Here is a 24,960-nt window from a genome sequence, read left to right on the forward strand (position 1 = left end):
GGACCTTTCCCAACCCCGTTTGGAAGGCACTGAAAAACTCCTCCATGAGATTTCATAACAGTATTTGAACGACAAATTGTTCAGATACTCGATTTTTTATTTTAGACCCATTAATTTCCGTTCCAGGCGGACGCTTTCGCCGGCATGGCTTCAGCCGCTTCCCTCGCTACGCTCAGTCCAGGGTCTTCAGCTCATGCTATTCCGGCAGGAGTCGCCGCCCTCCACTCCAATTAACTGTTATCCGCTTTTCAATTAGAAAACCATAATGCCATTAATAGAGCAGATTTTATTCACATAAATTTTTTCAATTAGTATTTATAGATAATCGTTGAAAAAGGCGATACTCCTGCGGGAATAGCGATAGCCGAAGACCCCGCCGTTGAGGGAAGGCAATCTAAGTTCGCCGCATCCTGCGCCTGCGGCAACAATTGCATGACCAACATCGTGTTGGCCTAGGAGGCTAAGGCAACGCCCGCGGAAAGGGAGCCGTTTCAACGATTTTCTTATTTATCGGACTTTTTCAGTGCCCTTTCCCGTTTGCCTGTCGGTGGCCCATACGAAGTGGGTCATACAGTCGTTGCGACACGATGTCGCGAAATTATACTGTATTCCTCTACTAGGCGCTTGCGCATTTCTTATTTCCCCATCCCATTTAGTACAAATTCTATTTGTAGTTCTGTAAATTGTTCAATTGTAAATTCCTTACGTAATGCCCATCTTCTAAATGCCCACATTTGACCTTGTACTACAAGGGTATGTGCATAAAGTTTTGCTTGGGCATCTGTTAATTCCAGTTCCCCAGTTTGTATACAACCTTTTAGAATTTTATGGAAGATATCCATCATTTCTAATTCTTTTTTTAACACATAATCTAGTGCGCCTTTTGGCAAGGATTTGGATTCTTGATACATGACAACGAACTCATCTTGCATGTCATCTATTACCCCATAATAATGGCGGATTGCATTTTTTAGGTCGTCAATCGTACCATTCTCCAACTTTATTTGTGAGAGCTTGTCATGCACTTCATTGTAAATACTATCGCAGACTAGATAGAGGACATCTTCCTTTGAGCGAATGTATTCATACAAGGTGCCTATACTAAACCCGGCTTCCTTTGCAATTTCTCTTGTTGTCGCTCGATGAAAGCCTTTTTCCTTGAATAAAGTAACAGCCGCACGAATCATTTGGTGACGTCTTTTTTCGATGAGGTTTTCATCTTTTACAGATGTCTTTACTTCATGCTTTTTTTCCATAGGCATCGATTACTTCGTTAGCATACGAGAAATAACAAGGCGTTGAATTTCTTGTGTGCCCTCGTATATTTGTGTAATTTTTGCATCTCTCATATAGCGTTCAACCGGGTAATCTTTTGTATATCCATATCCACCAAATACTTGCACTGCCTCTGTTGTTACTTTCATCGCTGTATCGCCAGCCATCAATTTCGCCATTGCAGACTCTTTTCCGTATGGAAGTCCATTGGATTCTAACCAGGCAGCTTGATACGTAAGCAGACGTGATGCTTCTGTTGCAGTTGCCATATCAGCAAGCTTGAATGAGACCCCTTGATTTACAACGATTGGCTTTCCGAATTGAACACGTTCCTTCGCATAACCTACTGCAGCATCAAGAGCCCCTTGCGCAATTCCAACTGCTTGCGCAGCAATACCATTACGCCCTCCATCCAATGTTTTCATTGCGATAATGAAGCCTTCACCTTCTTCACCAAGAAGATTTTCTTTTGGAACGCGGCAATTATCAAAAATAATTTCTGTTGTAGGAGAAGAACGAATTCCTAATTTCTTTTCTTTTTTCCCTACAGAGAATCCTTCGAAATCTGCCTCTACGATAAATGCACTTGTACCTTTATGCTTGGATGTTGGATCAGTAACCGCGAACACAACATAGATGTCTGCAATGCCGCCATTTGTAATAAAGATTTTAGAACCATTCAATACATAATGATCGCCATCTAATTTAGCGGTTGTTTTCATACCACCAGCATCTGATCCAGAGCTTGCTTCAGTTAAACCGTATCCACCAATTTTTGAGCCTTCTGCCATTGGACGAAGATATTTTTGTTTTTGCTCTTCATTGCCATATTTAAAAATCGGCCAACCAGCAAGGGAAGTGTGTGCAGAAAGGGTTACCCCTGTTGAAGCACAAACACGAGATAACTCTTCTACTGCGATGCAGTATGCAAGATAATCAGAACCGATTCCGCCGTATTCTTCTGGCCAAGGTATACCCGTTAAGCCTAGCTCAGCCATCTTATCGAAAATTTCACGATCAAAGCGTTCTTCTTCGTCGCGTTCTGCTGCAGTAGGTGCTACTTCGTTTTCTGCAAAGTCACGTACCATTTTACGAATCATTTCATGCTCTTCGGATAGTTGAAAATTCATTGTTTTCCCGCCTTTTTTGATTATTTTAATTTGGTCTCGGTTTAATGAAAATTGGTCTTGCGCTTTTGTGTATTTGTCTCGGTTTGACCTCAATTGGTCTCGTTCAGCCATTTTTTAGGAGGTTGGTTAATTAATCACATGTTTACTAATTACAATCCTTTGAATTTCACTAGTTCCCTCGTAGATTTCCGTAATTTTTGCGTCACGGAAATAACGTTCTACCGGGTAATCTTCTGTATAACCATATCCTCCGAATACTTGGACCGCCTCTATTGATACGTCTACTGCTGTTTTGGAAGCGAATAATTTAGCCATGGATGCTTCTTTTCCGCAAGGAAGCCCTTGTTCGCGAAGACTCGCTGATTGGTAAACAAGAAGTCTAGCTGCCTCTACCGCTGTCGCCATATCAGCAAGTTTAAAGCCTACACCTTGGTTTGCAGCGATTGGCTTACCAAATTGCACACGCTCTTTCGCATATCCAACTGCCGCCTCGAGTGCTGCTTCTGCAATGCCTAAAGCCTGCGTAGCGATTCCGATGCGTCCAGAATTTAAATTTGCCATGGCAATTTTAAATCCTTCGCCTTCTTCACCTAATCTATTTTCTACTGGAATTTTCATATCTTCAAAAGTGAGCTCGACTGTTCTTGAGCCATGTAGTCCCATTTTCTCTTCGTCTTTTCCGACAATAAAACCTGGTGTATCCTTTTCTACGATGAATGCAGTTATACCTTTTGATCCTTTTGATGGATCTGTTGAAGCAAAAACGATGTTAATATCTGCTTCTCCACCATTAGTAATAAAAACTTTAGAACCGTTTAAAACATAGTGATCACCTTTTAACACGGCTTTCGTTTTCAAAGCTCCAGCATCTGATCCTGCAGAGGCTTCCGTTAAGCAAAACGCTCCAAGGTATTCACCAGAAGCAAGCTTCGGTACATATTTAGCCTTTTGCTCTTCATTTCCAAAATAAAGTATTGGACTTGTTCCAACGGAAGTATGAACAGAGAGAATTACTCCTATAACTGCACTCACTTTTGAAAGCTCGTTAATCGCTATAACGTAGCTTGTAAAGTCCATTTCAGAACCGCCGTATTTTTCAGGAACCGTGATTCCCATTAAACCAAGCTCACCCATTTTTTTTATAATTTCACGGGGGAACTCCCCTTGCTCCATTCGTTCAATAAAAGGCTCGATTTCCGTTTTTGCGAAGTCTCGAACCATATTGCGCATCATAAGTTGTTCTTCGGTGAATGTTAATTCCATGATTCACGCTCCTTTATTCGTAAGAGTAGAAGCCACGACCTGATTTCTTCCCTAACCAGCCAGCTTTGACGTATTTTCTAAGTAGTGGGCATGGTCGATACTTACTATCTCCAAATCCTTCGTGTAAGATTTCCATAATGTATAGGCATGTATCAAGGCCAATAAAATCAGCAAGTTGTAGTGGTCCCATCGGATGATTCATTCCCATTTTCATCACATCATCAATCGCCTCTTTTGACGCGACACCTTCGTAAAGTGTGTATATCGCTTCGTTGATCATTGGCATTAAAATACGGTTGGAAACGAAACCTGGGAAATCGTTTACCTCAACGGGTACTTTGCTTAGTTTTTTAGTCATTTCTTCTATTGCTGTATACACTTCGTCAGAAGTTGCCAATCCACGAATAATCTCTACAAGCTTCATCACAGGAACTGGATTCATAAAGTGCATCCCAATTACTTGCTCAGGGCGATTCGTAACTGCTGCTATTTCTGTAATTGGTAGAGAAGATGTATTTGTAGCAAGAATCGTATGCTTTGGTGTGATTTCATCTAGTTGTTTAAAAATAGATTGCTTGATTTCCATGTTTTCAACAGCTGCTTCGATTACAATATCCACATCTTTAGCATCTTCAATAGAAAGTGATTTTGTAATGTTACTTAGTACTGCTTGTTTTTCCTCTTCTTTCATTCGTCCTTTTTCTACATTACGTGACAAGTTTTTCGTAATCGTTTGGATTCCACGATCGTAAAATTGTTCTTCACGGTCATTAAGCTTTACTTCAAAACCTGCTTGCGCACAAACTTGAGCAATCCCTGAGCCCATCTGTCCTGCTCCAATTACCATTACTTTTTGGATTGTCATGCGTTTTTACCCCCTGTTTTTGGAACTTCAATCATAATTGCGTCGCCTTGCCCACCACCGGAACAAATAGCTGCAATCCCAATCCCGCCACCTCGGCGTTTTAATTCGTACGCAAGCGTGAGAATAATACGGGCCCCAGATGCTCCAATCGGATGACCGAGTGCCACTGCTCCACCATTCACGTTTACCTTTTCTTCATCAAGCCCAGCGATTTCACTGCTTACTAGAGCAACCGCTGCAAATGCTTCATTAATTTCAAACAAATCAATTTCTTGAAGGGATTTCCCTGTTTTATCTAGTAATTTGTTAATGACTATTCCCGGTGTTTGAGGAAAGTTTTCTGGTTCAATTGCTATTTCTGCATGACCAAGTATATATGCAAGTGGCTCTTTACCAAGTTCTTTCGCTTTTTCTTCATTCGTCAAAACGATTGCACATGCCCCGTCATTTATTCCAGGTGCATTTCCTGCTGTAATCGTTCCTTCACTACCGAATGCTGGTTTTAATTTAGATAGTGACTCTATCGATGTATCACGTCGAGGTGCTTCGTCCTTATCAACAACGATCGAATCTCCTTTTCGTTGTGGTATTTCTACTGAAACAATTTCCTCTGCTAAAATGCCGTTATCGATTGCTTTTATAGAAAGATCATGACTTCTGTAAGACCATTCATCTTGCTTTTCTCGTGATATTTCAAATGATTCTGCTGTAGAGTTTCCGTACGTTCCCATGTGCACATGTTTTGGGTGGAATGAACAAGAAAGTCCGTCGTAAACCATGCCATCTACTATCTGGCTATCGCCCATTCGAAGGCCAAATCTACCTTTTGGTAAATAATAAGGAGCATTAGACATGGATTCCATACCACCCGCCACAATGATGGCTTCATCACCTAAGCGAATTAATTGATCAGCAAGCGTTACACTACGCATTCCAGAAGCACACACTTTGTTAATCGTTTCTGTTTTAACAGACCAAGGTATTCCCGCTTTTGTTGCCGCTTGTCTTGAAGGAATTTGCCCTTGCCCCGCTTGCAAAACAGACCCCATTATGACTTCATCCACTTGATCTGCCGCTATACCAGCACGAGTTAGCGCTTCTTTTATTGCTACTCCACCTAAATCAGAAGCTGTTAAACTACTTAGTGCTCCCCCAAACTTTCCAAATGCTGTACGTGCCCCATCCAAAATAACTGTCTTTGCCAAAATAGCCACCCCTTCATTTTTTTTGAAATCGCTTTCAAATACTTTAAAATAAAAAATTGACTGAACGCTCGCTCGACTTCTTTTGTTAGAAAAAGGGAGTGCTTCCACTCCCTCTACTTATTAACTCTAGTTTACGAAACTATAAAACTATTTGCAATATTTAAATGTCTAATTATTGAACAGTAGGTGCAACTTCATCGTCTTCTTCTGTTCCAATTACTTTTCCGAAAATAGACTTTTCAAGAAGCTCCGCAATATCGTATGTTCCAACTGTTTCTTCTACTTCCTTCGCTTTCGTTCCATCAGAAAGCATCGTCAAGCAGTAAGGACATCCAGAAGAAATGATTGTTGGATTTACTTCTAAAGCCTGTTCTGTTCGAGCAACGTTGACTCTGTTTCCAACATGCTCTTCCATCCACATTAATCCGCCACCTGCTCCACAGCACATTCCTTTTTCACGGTTACGATCCATCTCAACTAATTTCACACCAGGAATAGCTTTTAACACTTCACGAGGTGCGTCATACACATCATTGTATCTACCTAGATAACAAGAGTCGTGGAATGTAATTGTTTCTTCTACTGCGTATTGTGGTTTCAAGCGACCAGCTTGAACTAAATCATATAGCATTTCTGTGTGGTGAAGAACTTCTCCACTCCATCCAAAATCACTATATTCATTTTTAAAGATATTATATGCATGCGGGTCAATTGTTACTATTTTAGTTACCCCAGCTTTTTCAAATTCAGAAATATTATTTGTAGCTAACTCTTGGAATAAAAACTCGTTTCCTAAGCGGCGTGGTGTATCTCCAGAGTTCTTCTCTTTATTACCAAGAATTGCAAATTTCACTCCAGCCTCGTTCATCAAATGCGCAAACGATAAAGCTATCTTTTGTGAACGGTTATCGAAGGATCCCATTGAGCCAACCCAGAATAAGTAATCAAATTCTTCTCCAGCTTTCGATACTTCTTTCACTGTTGGTATATGAATATCTGGACGTGCATCTCTCCAGTTTTCTTTTTCTTTACGGTTTAACCCCCATGGATTTCCTTGACGCTCGATATTTGTCATCGCACGTTGTGCATCAGGATCCATTTTACCTTCCGTCATTACTAGGTAACGGCGAAGGTCGATAATTTTATCTACATGCTCATTCATTACTGGACATTGATCTTCACAGTTACGGCAAGTTGTACATGCCCAAATTTCTTCTTCTGTAATAACGTCACCAATAAGGGATGGGCTATAAATATCTTCGATTACTGCGCCTTCTGCACCAGCAGCCATCGCAAGTTGATTACCTTTTGTTCCTTGGAACGCAAGTGCAGGCACCCAAGGTTTTTTCTTCGTTTCTACTGCTCCAGTTAATGTTAAATGATCACGAAGCTTTACGATCAAGTCCATTGGGGAAAGCATTTTACCTGTTCCCGTAGCAGGACACATATTTGTACAACGTCCGCATTCTACACATGCATAGAAATCAATCATCTGTGCTTGCGTAAAATCTTGAATGCGACCTACTCCGAATGAAGGCATTTCCTCTTCATTTGTTTCTTCGTCTTCTTCCTCTTCAAAATTGATCGGACGTAACTTTCCAACATTGTCTAATCGGTGGAAGTATACATTTGCCGGACCAGTAATCAAGTGGAAATGCTTTGATTGCGGTACATACACTAAGAATGTTAGTAGGAATAAAAGATGTACCCACCACATTGCATAGAATACTACTGCTGCTGCTGTCGGTGGAACAAGTCCAAAAATGGTTGCAATAGATGACGCAATCGGCTCTGACCATGTAGCTTCATGACCATGCCAAATCATCCCCATACCATTACCAACTAAAACAGAAACCATTAAACCACCGATGAAAATAAGAACTAGTCCATTTTTCCAACCGCGTTTTAAACGAACTAATTTTTCAATATAGCGTCTGTAGAATGCCCACACGACAGCTATTAAAATAACAAATGTCACGATCTCTTGGAAGAATGTAAACGCTGGATACAAAGGACCTAATGGTAAATGTGAATCTGGCGCTAACCCTTTCCAAATAAAATCAATTGCTCCAAACTGAACAAGCAAAAAACCATAAAAGAACATGACGTGGATCGCTCCACTTTTCTTATCCTTTAAAAGCTTCTTTTGTCCAAACACATACACCCAAATTTTGCGTAGTCTTTCCTTCACATTGTCTTCAAATTCGACTTTTTTCCCCAGTTTGATATATGCATACCTTGTTTTAAGTAGATATACGAATAAACCGATTGCATACAAAGTGACTGCGATGAACAGTAACCAGTTTGCGATTAATAATGGACTCATCTTATTCTCCCCCTCTAAGATGTAAAATGATATTATGGTTAGAATACATTAGGTTAATAGATTTATAAAGAATTAATTTAATATTAAAACTGAATGAGCATTCAGTCAATACTTATTTATTCAAAATTGTGCGAAATAGTAGAAAATTTGTTTTTAGGCTTGCTGTTCTTTTAAATAAAATGTACATGAGGCAATACTTGTACAATATATGTTTCTATTTATGTAAACTTGCATGGAATTATTTACTATTAATTGTTACTAAACGTCACTTCGAGACCAATTGCTTCCAACCCGCGACCATTTGATTCATTACCAAGACCAATTTAATCAATTCCGCAACCAATTTCCACACAACAGAGACCATTTCTCATAATAAAGAGTTATGTTTATGTGGGATGAGTTTTATTCATTACCACCAAATTTCACATGGAATTATTTTCTATTAAAAGTTACTATAAGGCACTTCGAGACCATTTGCATCCTACCCGCGACCATTTGATTCATTACCGAGACCAATTTACTCAATTCCGCAACCAATTTCCACACAACCGAGACCATTTCTCATAATAAAGAGTTATGTTTATGAGATATGGGTTTTATTCATTACTAGCACCATATTACATTTGGAATTATTTTCTATTAAAAGTAACTATACGGGTGAAAGCGACCAATTCTACCATGTGAGCAACCAATTTCCCCGCGTAAGCAACCAATTTCCCCGCGTAAGCAACCAATCCCATTCCATCAGCAACCAACTTTCCCCCAACAGCAACCATTTCTCATAATAAAAAGCTATCTCGATGTGAGATAGCCCTTCTGTTCATTGAATTTTTTCAAAATATTTTCCAAAATACTTTTTCGCATCTTCTATCCGATCACTTCCAACTCCTAGTAATACAGAAGTAGCCGGGCCAGCCGATTTCGTTATGTTCCATCCAGTTAATTCCCCGTGCAAACCTAGTCGGATGCATTCTCCGACAATTCCATTAGAGCCTACTGGCCATACTTGTTTGACTAATCCATTTTCCATTGCGATCCATATCTTTTTCAAATCTGCAATTTTATCTATATGGTCCAATACTTCTTCACCTACACATGGTTTCCCGTACACAAACCATCTCAATTCCGATTCATTTGCCCATCGATTTTCTCCGATCATTGTCACAGCCATCGCAGATTGCAAAGTTGCCATATTGGATTCAGTACTTCCTGTTACGACTGGGCAGGATTGTTCTATTTCTTTAAACACTTTTTCTATCCCAGCAACATATTTATCCCAGCTTTTATTGCCCGTAAAGTTGTGCACGACAATGGAAATTGTATGTGCCCCTGCTGCCCATTGCTCCAACAAGGCAACCCTTGCACAAAAATATGCAACTATTTCATCTTCTACATGAACTACATCGTCTACTTTTTCCCCGATGCCTGCTGAGTTATCGGTAGTCAGTACTAGCCCATTTGGCAATAAAACCGCATTACGCATGAGTTTTCACTCTCTCCATTACTCGCTCAACTACTGGAGAGACTATAATTGCAATTCCCGCATTTAATATGGTTGCAATCGTAATTCCAGGCAAGGCTCCTACAAAAAATGCTGAAGAAATGATCCAGTAAAATGGAAGTGTTGCTAGCAAACTATTGGCAACGATGAAAAATAACCATTTCACCAAATGATGGCCGCCTTGATGTAGCTTCGTAAATACGAATAATATAATGAACATTTCTACAGCAATGATTATATGCAACGGTCCTAAAGGAAATCCAGCATACAACGCCGAAGATAAATGTCCAACTAATGATGCTGCTCCTGCATATACAGGAGGCAAAAAAGCGGCTGATACTAGTGCCGGAACAGTATCTAGTGCGGCACTTCCAATCCCCACTGGAATTTTAACGAATGCACCTATTGCGGATAGTGCTGCAAACATTGCTGCAAGTGTAAGTAAACGAAGTTTCATCGTCCTTACGCCTCCTCTTTTTTCACGCTTCCTACATTTTTAAATACTTTTGCACTGCGTACATATTCTACATCTGACACGTTTTCTCTTGCATTCGCAACTCGAGCTGCTGCAAATAAATAATCAGATAAACGGTTCAAGTAGCGTTGTACAACTGCTGGAACATCTTCTTCCGATTTCATCAGTGTCACCATTTGTCGCTCAGCACGTCTCGTAATAGTACGCGCGATATGAAGAGTTGCTGCTGCCGGAGTTCCTCCTGGTAAAATGAAGCGCTCTAATACTGGCCCTTCCTCCACTAGTACATCAATTCGTTTTTCCATTGCTTCGATCGGTACATCCGTCATTTTATATACTCGACGGTTTGATACGTTTGCTAAGTCGCCACCACAATCGAATAATTCGTGTTGAATAGTCTCTAGGTCTTCTAAGATATCCGCAAAAATAGTAGAATCCAACTCTGTCACTGCTTTTCCGATAAACGAATTTACTTCATCGATTGTCCCGTATGTTTCTACACGAATATCATCTTTATCTGTTCTTCCACCGATTAATCCTGTTTGCCCTTTGTCACCTGTTTTTGTGTAAATTTTCAACTCCATCATCTCCCTTTTATTGTTTGTGAAATACCATACCAAATTCGTGTGACACGTTCTGCCCTTGTAAAGAGCTGTTGATAAAATCTTCCCACGTCATCTCGCAGCTTACGCATGCTCGCACCCATCGGGACAATTCCACGCCCAATTTCTGTCGCAATGACTATTACCTCAAACTTTTTATCCCATTTTTCAAAATGCTCAAGCAACATATTTAACTTATCTTCTAATACATTTTCCACCCCAAAAATAATTACAACTTCGGTTTTTGGGAATAAAGCCGGGAATTCCTCTGTAGCATCCAACCACTGCGCTTCTCTTTCCAGTACTAACTGCTCTACATACGCTCGTTTTCCATTAAATGCTCCACCGAAAATGACGTGCATCGCTGCCCCTCCAGTACATCTTTCTTATCTACCCAACGTAATTCATAGTTACAACCATGCGGCACTTTCCATTCCCAAAAACTCTTTTCATCACTCGTAAACTTTGTTAATAAAAATCGAATAGGACCACCATGTGTAATAATTACTGGATTCTCAAATTCATTTACTACATGATAAAAGCCTTCAAGCACACGCTCTTCCATCTTTTCAAGCGACTCTCCATTCGGAGGTGCCAATTGCCGAGGGCTGTTTAGCCATGCCTGATATAAACTATCCTCTTTTAATTTATTATATGTTTTTTCTTCCCAATCACCAAAGGAGCATTCTCGGAGTTTTTCATTCACAATATAAGGAATTTCTTTAAATAGCTGTTTTGCTGTTTGTCTGCAGCGTAACAAATCACTACCGACTACTTGTTTTATCTCTTGAGACAATATTTTCGTTTTCATTCCAGCTAAAATAGGTTCGTCCGACCAGCCGATATACTTTTTTTCTTGGTTACCTTGCGTTGGCAAGTGCCTTATGAGAGTAATAGTAAAAGCGTCAGCCATAATACCACCTCCGTAATTTCTACACATGCCCCTAGAAGATCTCCTGTCACACCACCAAAATTTTTGAGTGCCCAATTGCGATAAAAGCAAATAAATACTAGCAATACAACTGCAAAAGTAACGGCAATTAACCAACTCGTCATCCATCCGATTAATAAAAGCCCAACAAAGATATTACATGCAGTTGCTAGAATAACAGCATTTGCATTCATCTTCTGCTTAAAAAAATAAGCAAGCCCACTTTCTTTCGCGCTACGCGTTAACCCAAATAGCATTACAAGTGCTGCTCTTGAGAAAAGTGGGAGAAGCAAGACAAAAATCCAATGAAACGATTCGGCTGCCAATACTTCTGAAACTATAATCACTTTTCCGACAATCAATAAGACAACTGCCATCACACCAAAAGCTCCAACCCGTGGATCATCTAGAATCTCAAAGCGCTTCATTCGATCTCTATAGGAAAAAAATGCATCCGATGTATCAATAAAACCATCCAAATGGAGGCCACCAGATAACAGAACTCCCATAAAAACAATGCTAAAGGCTGTCATCAATGGACCCCACTGAAAGTAGAGTAATGCACAACTAATTGCTCCTATACTAGCTCCGATCCATGGGAATAAGCTATATATTCCAGAGATTTGCCGCTCTTCCATCGGTAAATTTTTATGAACAGGAATAATTGTGAAAAACTGAAGTGCCAATAAAAGACTATTCAATTGCCCACCTCAAATATATCCACTATTTTTTCCCATTTTACATACTTCTTAAAATGGTCTGTCCATGCATCTATTTGGTCATCTGAAGCAGCAGCCGAGCTCTTTGCTATGCCATCTTCTTCCTCTAATTCATTTGGAAAGTATGGAATAACACCTATAACCTTCACTCCTGTATACCCTTCAATAAAATCAATACCATCTTGGAATAATGCAATATCTCCCTGAAACTTGTTAATTATGATTCCTTTCACTCTTGCTCTTTGGGTTTCCGGAAGCAGCGCAAGTGTGCCAACCATAGAGGCAAACACCCCACCGTATTCAATATTGGCAACTAATAAAACAGGCACATCTGCCATATCGGCAACGCGCATATTCACTAATTCGCGTTCTCTTAAATTCATTTCGACAGGACTTCCTGCACCCTCTAAAACAAGGTACTCATAGGAATCTGATAGCATCTTTAAACTGGTTTGAATGAGTTTTTGTCCTTCTTCAAAAAACTGTTCACGATAGTGTATTGCATTCATTTTGTTTACTTTTTGCCCTAATAGAATGATGTCCGTTTCCATATTTCCATTAGGCTTTAGTAATATTGGGTTCATCTCAGGCAAATAAGAAGTTTTAGCTGCTCTTGCTTGTAAAGCTTGCGAAACACTTATTTCAAGACCATCTTTCGTGTATATACTTAAACTAGACATGTTTTGAGATTTAAAAGGTGCTACTCGTTTCCCTTCGTTCGCAAGTAAGCGGCAAATTGCCGTACACACTAAGCTTTTTCCTACACTTGAAGCAGTTCCTTGCACCATTAAACCTTTCACTTATATTCCTCATTTCCATTGATGACTTAATCCATATTCCATCTCAAAGGCATAATCCGCTTTCGCCACAAGCCGTTGATGAATTCGGCCGATCCACTTTTGATAGAGGACGACACTTTCATGTTGGGATAAAGGCTCATCCAGCACTTCATTCGAAACGATAATCACTACTTTTGCTTTTTCTACTAATTGATCGATTGCATCGTAGAGACGTTCTTCAATTGTCTCCATTTCTCCTTCATACAGCTCGTTGGCAAGCCAGGTGGTGACACAATCCCAAAGGATTCCGTCTCCATCTTGGATATGGGGGAGTATATTCTCGAAGTGTCGAGGCTGTTCTATGGTAACCCACTCGACCTGATAACTCTCACGGTCCTGCTGATGCCGTTCAATCCGTTTCTTCATTTCTACGTCAACTGCAACTCCCGACGCGACGTACACGTTTCGTTTTGCCTGCTCATTCATCAAATATTTCTCAGCGAAGCTGCTTTTTCCGCTGCGGACTCCACCCGTTATGAAGACCAGTTTTCCTCGAACCATGCGGTCATCTCCTTCTGCAATCGCTCCATATGTAACTCCTCTTTCATTCCGACGCGAAACCATTTACCGTCTAGTCCTTTAAAATTCTCGGTATGCCGAAGAACACAACCCTTTGCTAATAAATACGTAAAAAACTCCTTCGAACGGTCAGGATTAGGAAGTTGAAAGCAAACAAAATTCGTTCTAGATGGAAGCACTTCGCAATGCCAATTTTCGAGAAATACAGTAAATCTCTCTCGCATGACTCCCGCAAAAGCAATTGCCTGCAGTCGATATTCCTCTTCCTTCAAGCAAGCTGCACCAATCGTTGTCGCTATGGCATTACTATTCCAATGCGGCATGGTTGCACGAGTTTCGTTAATAATCTGTTCAATAGCTATTGCATAGCCAAGTCGTAATCCTGGGATTGCATACATTTTTGTCATCGAACGAACAACAATCACGTTCGGAAAGCCTTTTAAGAGCGGGATAAATGATTCTCTTTCATCAATAAAATCAAGAAAAGCTTCATCTAAAATGACTTCACATTTATACCTTTTCGCATACTCTGCTATTTGTATAATTTCTTCTAATGAAATTAAGTACCCAGTAGGGTTATTCGGTCTACAAATATAAATAACCTCTGCAAACTCTATTTCATCCAATACTTCTTCCATAGGTAATGCTTGTAACGCGATAATTTCTTTTATGTACACATGATAAGGAGTAAGTGTCGAAGTGTATTCCGAAAATGTAGGGTGAATCAAAACTGCACGTTTGTTTTCATACCGTTTTGCAAGACTAGCGAAAATTTCTGCTGCCCCATTCCCTACTATTATCTGATCAACCGTAACTTTATGATAGGCAGCCGCAGCTGATAAAAATGGCTCTCCGTATGGATCAGGATATTTAGTGATTAAACTTGCATATGATTCCCAATGCTCTTTAACAAAAGGTGGTGGTCCTAGAGGATTCACATTTTCACTATAATCTATCACCGCTTCAGGCATCTTTATTCCAAGACGTTCATAGAGATGATTAGCATTTGCTCCATGATTAGGTAATGACAAATAAAACTCCTCCAATCACCATCAACCAAAGCCAAAATAGAAATACAGCTGTATTCAAATGGGAGATGGAACTTAATATATGGCTTGGGTTTAGTGGAAACTCACTAATCCCCATTCGTGCACGGTTAGAAATGATTCCTTTATATGTATTTATTCCACCTAGTTGAATTCCAAGTTGGTAGGCAGTCGCAGCTTCTAAATAGCCACTATTTGGACTTGGATGTTTTTTTGCATCCAGCCACCACCCTTTCATTCGTTCTTTAAAAGGTAGTGTGCTTTCTTTCTTCCCCCAAAGCATGATAATATAGCCAGTCATGCGGCTTGGTATGTAGTTAGCGATGTCATCTAGCTTTGCAGATGCATAACCGAACTCCTCGTACTTTTCATTTTTGTACCCAACCATCGAATCCAGTGTATTAATTGCCTTATATACCCAAAGTCCAGGAGCACCTGCAAATAAAAATGCATAAAAGAGAGGAGCGGTGATTCCATCGCTTATGTTTTCAGAAACTGTTTCTACGACACCTCGCGTGATCTCTTTTTCATCTAATTTTCCCGTATCGCGTCCAACAATCCACGAAAGTTTTTGTCTTGCTTCTGGTAAATCATTATCCACTAAAGGTTTATAAACTTCCATCGCAGCATCCTTCAAGCTTTTTTGCGCAAGCCCAGAAGCAATCAATATACTTTCCAATGCAATGCCAACAATCACATGAACAGAGTAAGCAGCGGTTAAAATCGCGACTGTAACGAAGAAAGTAATTCCTACTACAATGAAAACAAGTAAGAATCCTTTTGTTTTCCGTCCATTCCCTTTATTTAGCCAAGAGGTAAGCTTCGAAATAAGATTGCCAATCCATCTAACAGGGTGCGGCCAATTTGGCGGATCACCTATTATTTTATCTAGTACTAGGCCAATCGCTATGGCAATAATATGCGGACCCATCCTACACCCAGCCTTTTGCTTTTTTATAAGTTTGGATTGCTTTCACTGTACATTCATACACTCCGAGCCCAATTTTTTTTCCGATTTCTGTGATTGGCCCAGCATATGGAATATGGCTCCCTTGCTGTGTCGCAGCAACTAATATGCTGTCTGTGGACGTTCCAGTTGCGATTGTGCCTGTACGCGGATCCATTACAGATTCAGCAGTTAGAGCTTTCGTTTTTGCTTCTGTTGCTGTTATCACTGCTTGTATGAATGCTTCTTCTGCGAGCTCTCCGTTCACAATAATCCATGTATTAATAGTTCCAATTGCGGGTAACATTTCAACCTCATGTGCTCTCGATACGTCAACTGCATTCCCTACCCCAGCAGTAACCATAATGACAATACTGCCAAACGTGGTGTTATATTCTTTTATTACTGCGTCAGTTGTCTGAACTGCAGTCATCATTCCGACTGTATCAGCTTCAGAAAACCCTCTATTCTTTAAATAATCTAGCATTTCAACGTGCACATTATCACAAGCGTAATGTGTATCCACTCTTCTATTTACAAATGATCGATACCATCCGCTTCCAGCATTTATTACAGCTGATGACCATGTTTTTAGTTGCTTTTCTGCTCGAAATACAACGAGCTCTTCTGAAACCTGAAAGTTTTCGGTAGTTATTAGGTCATCAACTATCTTTTCTTTCACGTCTGGAAGAATAGTAATTTGTGGCTTCGGGCGTTCTGGATGTGGATTCGTGCTAACTCGTGCTTGGTACACTGTTTCAATCTGATTTTTCTTAACTACTTCATGAGGCTCTCCGATTGCTTTAATCTCCCCCCGCTCCATTAATAACAGCCGATCACAGTATAGGGACGCAAGATTTATATCATGAAATACGCTGATGATGGTAATTCCTTTTTCAATTGTTTGCGTTTTAATAGTATCGAGCAATTGTTTTTGGTGAGCAATGTCTAGGTGGTTTGTCGGTTCATCGAGCAATAATATTGGTGCTTGTTGTGCAAGTGCTTGTGCCACAAATACACGCTGCTGTTCTCCACCAGACAATAGGTCAAGTGATTGATGCTCATATACTTCCATCGCTGTTAGCTTCATTGCTTCCATAACAGCTTCTTCATCTTCAGTTGACCAAGAGGAAAACCATCCACTTTGATGTGGGTATCGTCCAAGAGCTACTGTTTCTCTAACCGTGTGTGAAAATGAATGACTATGTATTTGCGGCAAAACAGCCATTTTTTTAGCGAGCTCTTTGGATGAGTATGATTGAAGTGATTTCCCATCGATTAATACATCACCAGAACTAATTGGCAAAATCCCACTCATTACCTTCAATAATGTAGATTTTCCACTTCCGTTGGGCCCAAGTATTCCAAGCATTTCTCCCTTTTCAACTTCAAAAGAGACGTTTTTAACGATTAATTTATGGTCGTAACCACCGGACAAGTTTTCTACTTTCAACATATTAAACGCCTCCTATTTTCCGTTGTCTAAAGAAAATAAATGCAAATACTGGTGCCCCAATAAAAGCTGTAATCACTCCAATAGGTAGTTCAGTTGGTGAAATAATGGTACGCGAAACTAAATCACAGATGATTAATAAGGTAGCCCCATTGATAAAGCTAAGTGGCAATACATGTCGGTGATCAGATCCAAATAAAAGTCTCGTCATATGAGGAACGACAAGCCCTACAAAACCGATTGTTCCAGATACTGCAACTGCAGTTCCCGTCAACATGGACCCGCCAATCAAGATCATCATCTTTCTTCTTTTTACATTTACTCCAAGATGTTTTGCTCGTTCTTCACCAAATAAAAGTGCATTTAATTCTCTTTTGTTTAAAGCTAATAAAACCGAACCAATGACGATAAAAGGTAATGACATCTGTACAAAGCTCCAGCCTCGCATCGATACACTACCAAGCAGCCAACCGATGATTTGTCTTAGCTCTTCTCCTGTTAACGCAATCATTAATGAAATAACTGAGCCTAAAAAAGAACTAAAAATGATTCCTGTTAATATAATCGTCTCCATTTTCATCGCACGGTCGACTAGTTTGGCAAATGTAATAACAAGAAGCATCGTAACTAATGCACCGATCATACTGAATATAGGTAATGTATAGATTCCTAGAAAGGGTACCGAAATACCGAAAAAGAGCGTAGCCACAGCGCCTACAGAGGCACCGGACGACACTCCTAACGTATAAGGATCGGCAAGCGGGTTTTTTAACAAACCTTGAAACGCGGCTCCAGCAATTGCTAGTGATGCACCAACTAACCCTGCAAGCACAACCCGTGGCAAGCGAATTTTCCAAACAATATTGGTCGCGATTTCATCTGCTCCCCTATCCCATAATGTGCTGATCGGTACCTTTACGGATCCGACCGATACACCTAGCCATATTGCCACTATAAGCGCAATAATAGACAAGGTGTAGCCGATCATGGCTTTACTCACTAAATGCCTCAGGATAAATTGCTTTCGCTACTTCTTCTAATCCTTCTGCAAGGCGTGGACCTGTACGACTTGTTAAGTTTTCATCCACTTGTACTACTGCGTCATTTTTCACAGCAGTAATGGAATCAAAACCATCACGAGCCTTTACGCTATCTACAATTTCTTCTACATAGCTATACATAACGATAATTACATCTGGGTTACGATTTACAATTTCCTCTGGCTCAATTTTAAACCAGCCTTCTTGATCAGCAGCAATATTCTCTGCATTTACCATATCTAAAATTTCCTGCATAAATGTCCCTTTACCAGGTGTATAAATTTCAGGAACATCGGAAGTCTCAACAAATACAGTCTTCTTCGTTTCTACATTTGCTACCTTTTCTTTTACATCTTCTACTTTCGCTTTCATATCTTCTACAATTTTTTGTGCTTCTGGTAATTTTCCAGTTACACGACCAATTTGTTCAATGGTTGTATATGTTTCATTAAAATCAGCCGCATTTTTTACGACAAACACTTTTACGCCAGCGTCACGGATTTGTTGTAAACCAGCTTCACCGACTCCTAACATAGACTCATGTGCAAATACGATTTCTGGATTCATGGAAACAATTTTTTCTACATTGAATTCCATACCACCAATTTTCTCTTTTTCAAGCGCTTCCTCAGGATAATTATCAAAATCGTTTACTCCAATAATCTCTTCATTAAGTCCAAGCGCGAATAAAATCTCTGTATTACTTGGCAACATCGAAACGATTGTTTTCGGTGCCTCTTCCAAAGTTATTTCATTGCCAACCGCATCGGTCATCGTAATTGGAAATTCTGTTTCTTCTATTGTTGCTTCCTCTTGTGTAGTTTCATTTTCTTCTACAGGTTTTGCTTCTTCTTGAGAACATCCAACTAACAATAATACTGCTAGAGCGGATGTCATCCATAATTGCCATAACTTCTTCATTCTCAATTCCTCCATTTTTGTGCAAATAAAAATCTCTCGTCCAATGAACGAGAGATAGAATAGGTATAAATCTGCTAGGGTCAAGCATGCCAAAGCGGACTCACACATAACCTATCCTCGTAGGTAGTAAAGTGTAAACGCATAAAGGCAGGTTTTCTGACTTGTGATCATGTTCAATCACTTACAGTGGCGGGACCGCGCTGGACTTGCACCAGCTTCCCTTTTAACTTACTAGCAAACTAGCAAGCACCTTCATGTTAAAAATATTCATGATGCATCGATTTCATTATACCTCAAAACTATTTATTGTCGACAGAAGTTTTCATAGTATTCGACCGATTCTAGTCGTATTCGACCGATACTAATGGTATTCAACCGATTTTTGACTTTATTCGACCGATACTAGTCGTATTCAACCGATTTCCGACTTTATTCGACCGATTCATTCAAACGCAAGCGTACTTTATAAAGCAAAACCTTGCTTCTATTGTTTTCGAATTGCTTTGGACAAACTTTGGCTTCAAAGTTACCGTAGGATTATTTTGAAGGGTTGGCCGTGTCTATCTTCACGACCACCCCTTCTCTTTTTTAAGTAATCATGTTGCTTCAGTCTGTTCGTCGCTCCCCTTCAACTTTTGGAAACTGGTTAATAGCTTTTGGGTAATTAGTGAATAGATGCTATTTTAACAGATTGTAAGCTCCCGAAGATGCAATTTCGGACGCTATCCATCACTCTATTAAGGGAATACTTACTATTTCTATCTTATGAACTCCAATCTCATATCCTTTCTTTTTAGAATAGTAATGCAAATTTTAAAAGAGAGTTATTATTCAAAACTTTCAGTAAAAATGTTTTCGTGATACTATAATAAAAAAACTATTATTTTTGGGGGGCAACGGGTTGTTTCCTTTTAAGAAAAGAAGTAGAGTGCATATACAAACTAAGAAGTTGTATTACAGTTATTCATTAAATTCTTCGACAGAAGAAGATATGAATGAGATGTCTTATCTGCTCAGAACATTATGTGAGACTGGCACCAGTGATATTATCTTTTTATGTATTGGGTCAGATCGATCGACTGGGGATTCTTTCGGTCCCTTTGTTGGAACGATGCTAAAAGAAAAAAACTTTCCACATCATGTATTTGGAACAATCGAAGAGCCCGTTCACGCACTAAATTTAAAAGCGGTATTAAAAGAAATTAATACCCAGTTCAATGAACCAATTATTTTTAGTGTGGATGCCTGTTTAGGAGATAATCACCAAATCGGATCAATTATATTAAAAGATGGTCCCCTCATTCCTGGAAATGCTATAAATAATCCGCTGCCCGAAGTGGGAAACTATCAATTAAAAGCGATTGTAAACTATTTAGATCCGAGCTTTCCTACAAACTCTTTAAATAATACGAGATTAAGCACTGTTATGAGCCTTGCAAAAATTACATCTGCAATTTTATTGAAGTCAGTCAAAATAAGAACAATATAAAAATAACGATGAATCCTTTTTGATTCATCGTCTCAGACTGTAGACAAACTCAATTTTTGGTGCATAGAGTTGTATATTAAATTCGGCAAGGACCACCACTTCGCTTTCCGTGGGCTTGGCTTCAGCCTCCTCGGTACTCGCGTACCTGCGGGGTCTTCTGCTCAAGCTGTTCCCACAGGAGTCTTCGTGGTGGTCCTTGCCTTATAAACAATTCCTTATAGATATTTACTTCTTTATTAAATGGATTAATCAACCTCTATAGGAATATTTATTATTATTCATAATCGTTTATAGAAATACTTTCGTCGTCAAGCTGAGACGATCAATCCTTTTTGATCCATCGTCATTTTTTTTTATCCAATTGTAATAACACCTAGAATGATTGCACCAATTGTCATAGCGATAACTGTACCAAAAGCCCATTTCAATGCAAATCGTTGTAAATCACCGAACTCAGTACCAACTAAGCCGATTAATAAATGAGCCGCTGCAACTAAAGGACTTAATACATGGACAGGTTGACCAATCAATGACGCACGACCAATTTCTACTGCACTTACTCCATAAGCTTCCGCAGCTTGCGCAATAATAGGGAGCACCCCAAAATAGAATGCATTATTTGACATGAAGAAAGTAAAAGGTGCACTTATAAATGCCACGATTACCGCTAAATAAGGTCCTAAAGCGTCAGGAATAATAGCGACTAATGTTTGTGCCATCGCATCGATCATTTCTGTGCCACTCATAATACCAGTGAAAATACCTGCAGCAATAACAATAGATACTACAGCTAACGCATTTTTAGAATGTGCTGCAATACGTTCTTGCTGTAATTTCAATTCTGGATAATTGACAAGCAATGCAATTCCAAAAGCGATCATAAAGAGAATTGCCAAAGACATAAAGTCAATGATTAAACAAGCCATGAGAACAATCGTCAATCCAAGGTTGAACCATACAAGCTTCGGTCGTTTATAATCTGGAACTTCAGCTGTTGCAGCAAGTTCAGGATTACCCTCGAACTGATTATTTCTTTTCTTTTGAATTGGTTCAAGTTCAATAACACCGACTCTTTTACGTTCCATTTTTCCTAGCATAAACGCAGCAACAAGAACCCAAATGAGTCCGATACCCATAACCGGAATCATCGGGATGAATAGTTCTGACGAATCAAGTCCTAACGATGCCATTGCCATCGCCGATGCTCCACCCCAAGGCGTCATGTTCATAACACCCATAGATAGCATTGCTACTGTCGCTAATACTAGACGGTTCATTCCAAGTCGCTTATAAAGTGGCAATAAAGACGAAACAGTAATTATATATGTAGTCGTTCCATCTCCATCTAACGCAACCATCATAGATAGTACAGCAGTCCCTATTACTATCTTTAAAGGGTCGCCTTTAACCACTTGCAGTATTTTAGAAATTAAAGGATCAAAAAGACCCGTATCAATCATTATTCCAAAGTATAAAATTGCAAATAAGATCATTATAGCTGTAAGTGCTACTTTTTCTACACCTTCTTGCATCATTGGCCCTAACTCAGTCAAGAATCCACCTAGTATACCAAATACGATAGGCACGACCATAATAGCAACTAAAGCTGAAAGTCGCTTCGACATGATTAAATACATGAATACCGCAACCATTGAAAACCCTAAAAAAGCTAACATATTTTACCCCCCATTACTTTATAAACATAAACTACCAACTAAAATTTATCTGAATGATAGCGCTTTCTTGTTAAAATATTATCAGCTATTAGTTATTTCGAATATATAAAGAGAATAATAGGTATTTTTTTTATAGTTTGTATTGTTTTCATATTTTTCACGATGATATGTTAAAGTGCAAAAAAAAACTATTGATGAGAGTATAAGACTCATCAATAGGGATTTACTTGGTTAATAATTTATATTTCCTTTCTGGCCTTCCGACACTTCCATATATTATTTCTACTTCCATTTCTTCAAGTGAAACTAGATATTCCAAATATCTTCGCATTGTTGAATAACTTATTCCAACCAGTTGACTGAACTCATCTGCACTTAGGCTTTCCAATACGTTTTGAATTTTACTTCTGACTAATTTCAAAGTATGTTTGTCAATTCCTTTTGGATAGGCTACTTTCGGAGTATTTGCTACCTGCTTCAGTTTATTATTTGATCGAAACAAGTCATCTATATTGTCTTGATTTACAGATTGATTTTGATATAGTTGACCTCTCACAACGTCATATTGTATTAGTGCAGCGATAAGCTTGTCGATTATGATAGGTTTTATTAGGTAACCGAAAGCTCCACCACGTATTGCTTCGCTAACAGATTCAGTGTCGTTTGCAGCGGTGATCATAATAACATCTATTCCTCGATACTCCTTTCGAATTTCCCTAAGAAGTTCAATTCCATTCATGTCAGGTAAAAAAACATCGAGCAAGATTAGCTGGGGGTGTATAACCTTTAATAATTGTAGTGCTTGGCTTCCCGAACTGGCTGTAGCAATTACATTAAAATGATCAATTTCATTGGTGAAATGCTTATAGATATTTGCAGCATCTGCATCGTCCTCCACGATAATTACATTAATCGTCTCATTAGACATATTCACACCTCCTATTCGATCTAACTGTTTTGAGGAATAACTATTGTAAACCTTGCTCCCCCTAACTCACTTTTATCGACATAAATTTGGCCATTCAATAATCCGATTGAATTTTTTACAATCGCTAAACCAATTCCATGATTTTCTCCACTTTTAGTTGTGTATCCATCTTTGAAAATGATATCTTCCATCATAATCGGAATGCCCTGTCCGTTGTCTTCTATGTCAAAAATAATTTCTTTTCCTAGATCTGTAAAGGAAACTTTGACTTTACCTTTATGTTCTCCCTTTTTCCTTGCCGCCTCCATTGCATTTTCAATTATGTTCCCAATGATTGGTACGAAATGATTTGACATTGTATTATCTAAAACGCTGTCTAATCGACTATCTGGGTCAATTTCCAAACTTACTTGTAATTCTTTAGATCGATTCATTTTACCAAGTAAACAAGCTGCAATTAAAGGATCTTTCACAGACGACATGAGAAAAGAAATGATATCTTGTCGCTCGCTAACTTCTGAAGAGACGATCTTAATAGCACGATCGTATTCTTTTAAAGTAAGTAACCCATAAATTGTATTTAATTTGTTTAAAAACTCATGATTTTGGGCTCTCATGTTTTCAGAAAAAGTTTTTATTTTAGAAAATTCTTCAGTCAATTGTTCAATTTCCGAGACAGCCCGAATTGTTAAAACAACACCTTTGACGTCGCTCGCTATCACTATTGGAGAAGTATCTAAAACATAGAATTGTTGATCCAGCATTAATTTCTTGTTCATAAAACTACCTTTTGTTTCAATTGCATCATTAATATAACTTTCCAGTTGGTTATCCGTTATAACTGACCCAATGATAAGCTGTTGTTCATCGAATAGTTCACGTGCTCGTTTATTCATGGATGTAATTCTTTTTTCATTATTAACTGTAATCGTTGCATCTCGAATGGATTCGATAGTTGCTTCTTTTTCTGTAAAAAGAAAAGAAATTTCTTCTGGTTCCAACCCGAAAGTCAGCTTCTTTAATCTTCTCGCTATTAATATAGCACCGCCTATTCCTACAATGAGCGGAATAATGGCTAATTGAATGATGTGTTTTCTATAACCTTGTACTTGCTGCTCTATATTTTCTACTAAAAAACCTACAGAAGAAACACCAATTACTTCCCCTTTGCTGTTCCAAATAGGCGTTTTTGCTTTTATCGCAGGTCCTGATATCCCGCTCCCTCTGTAAATGATGGACTCGTGATCCTGGAGGACCGGATCATTACTCGTCGCTGTTGGTTTTCCAATGTTTTTAGGATTAGGATGCGAGTATCGTAGTCCTTTCTCATTCGCGACAGTTACATAGTCAGCACCACTTGTTTGGCGTATTATTTCTGAAATTGGTTGAATACTTTTGGATGGATTAGCATCGTCAAATGCTTCAATAATTGTTGGATTTTGAGCGGTTAGTTTAGCGACTGTCATCGCTTGCTGTCCCATATTTTTTTCTACAATATCGTCTAGCATTCTAGAAAAAAGAATACTTACAAGCAATGTACTGAGCAACACAACAACTATGATGAGTAGCGTCATTTGTGTCAGTAAAGTGACTCGGGATTTTTTAGCTGAAACATTCATATTTTAGCCTCACACCTTTAGTATATAAAATATTATTATATAGTTTGATTTATATTTCTTCAATGGAATAACTTATGATAAAAAAGTGCCCGCGCCGAGTAAGTGCGTAATCTCCACCATCATTGGAGTGCTTTGTATGATACATCAGTAACATGATTAGCTTAGGAATTTGAAAGAGCGGAAAGTGGCATA

The 24,960-nt window shown here is 39.1% G+C and carries 23 protein-coding genes and 1 riboswitch; of the genes, 1 reads left to right on the plus strand and 22 read right to left on the minus strand.

The annotated features are described in order from the left end of the window. Positions 1-635 precede the first annotated feature (635 nt). The 19 genes from WAX74_RS04560 to WAX74_RS04650 form a co-directional block, all read right to left on the minus strand. Positions 636-1,256, minus strand: coding sequence for a TetR/AcrR family transcriptional regulator (locus WAX74_RS04560; RefSeq protein ID WP_336496476.1), 621 nt, complete (start codon positions 1,254-1,256; stop codon positions 636-638). A 9-nt stretch (positions 1,257-1,265) separates the two neighbouring features. Further along, positions 1,266-2,405: an acyl-CoA dehydrogenase gene (locus WAX74_RS04565; RefSeq protein WP_336496478.1), complete on the minus strand. Its 1,140-nt coding sequence runs from the start codon at positions 2,403-2,405 to the stop codon at positions 1,266-1,268. 126 nt (positions 2,406-2,531) lie between these two features. Next, positions 2,532-3,668, minus strand: a complete 1,137-nt coding sequence (locus tag WAX74_RS04570; protein ID WP_336496479.1) for an acyl-CoA dehydrogenase — start codon at positions 3,666-3,668, stop codon at positions 2,532-2,534. 13 nt (positions 3,669-3,681) lie between these two features. Then, the gene (locus WAX74_RS04575; RefSeq protein ID WP_336496480.1) at positions 3,682-4,533 is read right to left on the minus strand and encodes a 3-hydroxybutyryl-CoA dehydrogenase; all 852 of its coding nucleotides are present in this window, start codon (positions 4,531-4,533) and stop codon (positions 3,682-3,684) included. Further along, complete coding sequence (locus tag WAX74_RS04580) at positions 4,530-5,738, minus strand: acetyl-CoA C-acetyltransferase (RefSeq protein ID WP_336496481.1); 1,209 nt, start codon at positions 5,736-5,738, stop codon at positions 4,530-4,532. Before WAX74_RS04580 ends, WAX74_RS04575 begins: the two co-directional genes overlap by 4 nt. Before the next feature lie 172 nt (positions 5,739-5,910). Further along, complete coding sequence (locus WAX74_RS04585) at positions 5,911-8,064, minus strand: (Fe-S)-binding protein (protein WP_336496482.1); 2,154 nt, start codon at positions 8,062-8,064, stop codon at positions 5,911-5,913. Between the two features lie 820 nt (positions 8,065-8,884). Further along, entirely contained in the window at positions 8,885-9,547 is a 663-nt protein-coding gene (locus WAX74_RS04590; protein ID WP_336496483.1) for a hypothetical protein, read from the minus strand. Continuing rightward, positions 9,540-10,022 carry an ECF transporter S component gene (locus WAX74_RS04595; protein WP_336496484.1) on the minus strand — a complete coding sequence of 161 codons (483 nt, stop codon included), beginning with the start codon at positions 10,020-10,022 and terminating at the stop codon, positions 9,540-9,542. The genes WAX74_RS04590 and WAX74_RS04595 overlap by 8 nt, the downstream gene beginning before the upstream one ends. Positions 10,023-10,027: 5 nt before the next feature. Further along, positions 10,028-10,618 (minus strand): cob(I)yrinic acid a,c-diamide adenosyltransferase, encoded by a 591-nt coding sequence (locus tag WAX74_RS04600; protein ID WP_336496485.1) that lies wholly within the window; start codon positions 10,616-10,618, stop codon positions 10,028-10,030. Positions 10,619-10,623: 5 nt separating this feature from the next. Further along, positions 10,624-11,004 carry a bifunctional adenosylcobinamide kinase/adenosylcobinamide-phosphate guanylyltransferase gene (locus tag WAX74_RS04605; protein ID WP_336496486.1) on the minus strand — a complete coding sequence of 127 codons (381 nt, stop codon included), beginning with the start codon at positions 11,002-11,004 and terminating at the stop codon, positions 10,624-10,626. Continuing rightward, positions 10,956-11,555: a histidine phosphatase family protein gene (locus WAX74_RS04610; RefSeq protein WP_336496487.1), complete on the minus strand. Its 600-nt coding sequence runs from the start codon at positions 11,553-11,555 to the stop codon at positions 10,956-10,958. The genes WAX74_RS04605 and WAX74_RS04610 overlap by 49 nt, the downstream gene beginning before the upstream one ends. Beyond that, positions 11,525-12,274: an adenosylcobinamide-GDP ribazoletransferase gene (cobS, locus tag WAX74_RS04615; RefSeq protein WP_336496488.1), complete on the minus strand. Its 750-nt coding sequence runs from the start codon at positions 12,272-12,274 to the stop codon at positions 11,525-11,527. Before cobS ends, WAX74_RS04610 begins: the two co-directional genes overlap by 31 nt. Beyond that, positions 12,271-13,092, minus strand: coding sequence for a cobyric acid synthase (locus tag WAX74_RS04620; protein ID WP_336496489.1), 822 nt, complete (start codon positions 13,090-13,092; stop codon positions 12,271-12,273). The genes cobS and WAX74_RS04620 overlap by 4 nt, the downstream gene beginning before the upstream one ends. Positions 13,093-13,101: 9 nt before the next feature. Then, entirely contained in the window at positions 13,102-13,632 is a 531-nt protein-coding gene (locus WAX74_RS04625; protein ID WP_336496490.1) for a bifunctional adenosylcobinamide kinase/adenosylcobinamide-phosphate guanylyltransferase, read from the minus strand. Then, on the minus strand, positions 13,605-14,681 hold the full coding sequence (locus tag WAX74_RS04630) for a pyridoxal phosphate-dependent aminotransferase (RefSeq protein ID WP_336496491.1): 1,077 nt from the start codon (positions 14,679-14,681) through the stop codon (positions 13,605-13,607). Before WAX74_RS04630 ends, WAX74_RS04625 begins: the two co-directional genes overlap by 28 nt. Further along, complete coding sequence (cbiB, locus tag WAX74_RS04635; RefSeq protein WP_336496492.1) at positions 14,668-15,627, minus strand: adenosylcobinamide-phosphate synthase CbiB; 960 nt, start codon at positions 15,625-15,627, stop codon at positions 14,668-14,670. The genes WAX74_RS04630 and cbiB overlap by 14 nt, the downstream gene beginning before the upstream one ends. 1 nt (position 15,628) lies before the next feature. After that, entirely contained in the window at positions 15,629-17,098 is a 1,470-nt protein-coding gene (locus WAX74_RS04640; protein WP_336496493.1) for an adenosylcobinamide amidohydrolase, read from the minus strand. Between the two features lies 1 nt (position 17,099). Further along, positions 17,100-18,083, minus strand: coding sequence for a FecCD family ABC transporter permease (locus WAX74_RS04645; protein WP_336496735.1), 984 nt, complete (start codon positions 18,081-18,083; stop codon positions 17,100-17,102). 4 nt (positions 18,084-18,087) lie between these two features. Next, the gene (locus WAX74_RS04650) at positions 18,088-19,056 is read right to left on the minus strand and encodes an ABC transporter substrate-binding protein (protein ID WP_336496494.1); all 969 of its coding nucleotides are present in this window, start codon (positions 19,054-19,056) and stop codon (positions 18,088-18,090) included. A gap of 129 nt (positions 19,057-19,185) precedes the next feature. Beyond that, a riboswitch (cobalamin riboswitch) is annotated at positions 19,186-19,325 on the minus strand. 632 nt (positions 19,326-19,957) lie between these two features. On the opposite strand from WAX74_RS04650, the gene yyaC reads away from it, so the two are divergent. Further along, complete coding sequence (yyaC, locus tag WAX74_RS04655) at positions 19,958-20,545, plus strand: spore protease YyaC (RefSeq protein ID WP_336496495.1); 588 nt, start codon at positions 19,958-19,960, stop codon at positions 20,543-20,545. Between the two features lie 353 nt (positions 20,546-20,898). Here yyaC and WAX74_RS04660 read toward each other — a convergent pair whose 3' ends face one another. The 3 genes from WAX74_RS04660 to WAX74_RS04670 form a co-directional block, all read right to left on the minus strand. After that, positions 20,899-22,221: a CitMHS family transporter gene (locus tag WAX74_RS04660; protein WP_336496496.1), complete on the minus strand. Its 1,323-nt coding sequence runs from the start codon at positions 22,219-22,221 to the stop codon at positions 20,899-20,901. Between the two features lie 223 nt (positions 22,222-22,444). Beyond that, positions 22,445-23,149 carry a response regulator gene (locus WAX74_RS04665; RefSeq protein WP_336496497.1) on the minus strand — a complete coding sequence of 235 codons (705 nt, stop codon included), beginning with the start codon at positions 23,147-23,149 and terminating at the stop codon, positions 22,445-22,447. 20 nt (positions 23,150-23,169) lie between these two features. Further along, positions 23,170-24,768 (minus strand): sensor histidine kinase, encoded by a 1,599-nt coding sequence (locus tag WAX74_RS04670; protein WP_336496498.1) that lies wholly within the window; start codon positions 24,766-24,768, stop codon positions 23,170-23,172. Positions 24,769-24,960: the final 192 nt, after the last annotated feature.

Origin of the sequence: Psychrobacillus mangrovi (assembly GCF_037104765.1) — a bacterium.
In the GTDB taxonomy this organism is placed as follows: Bacteria; Bacillota; Bacilli; order Bacillales_A; family Planococcaceae; genus Psychrobacillus; species Psychrobacillus mangrovi.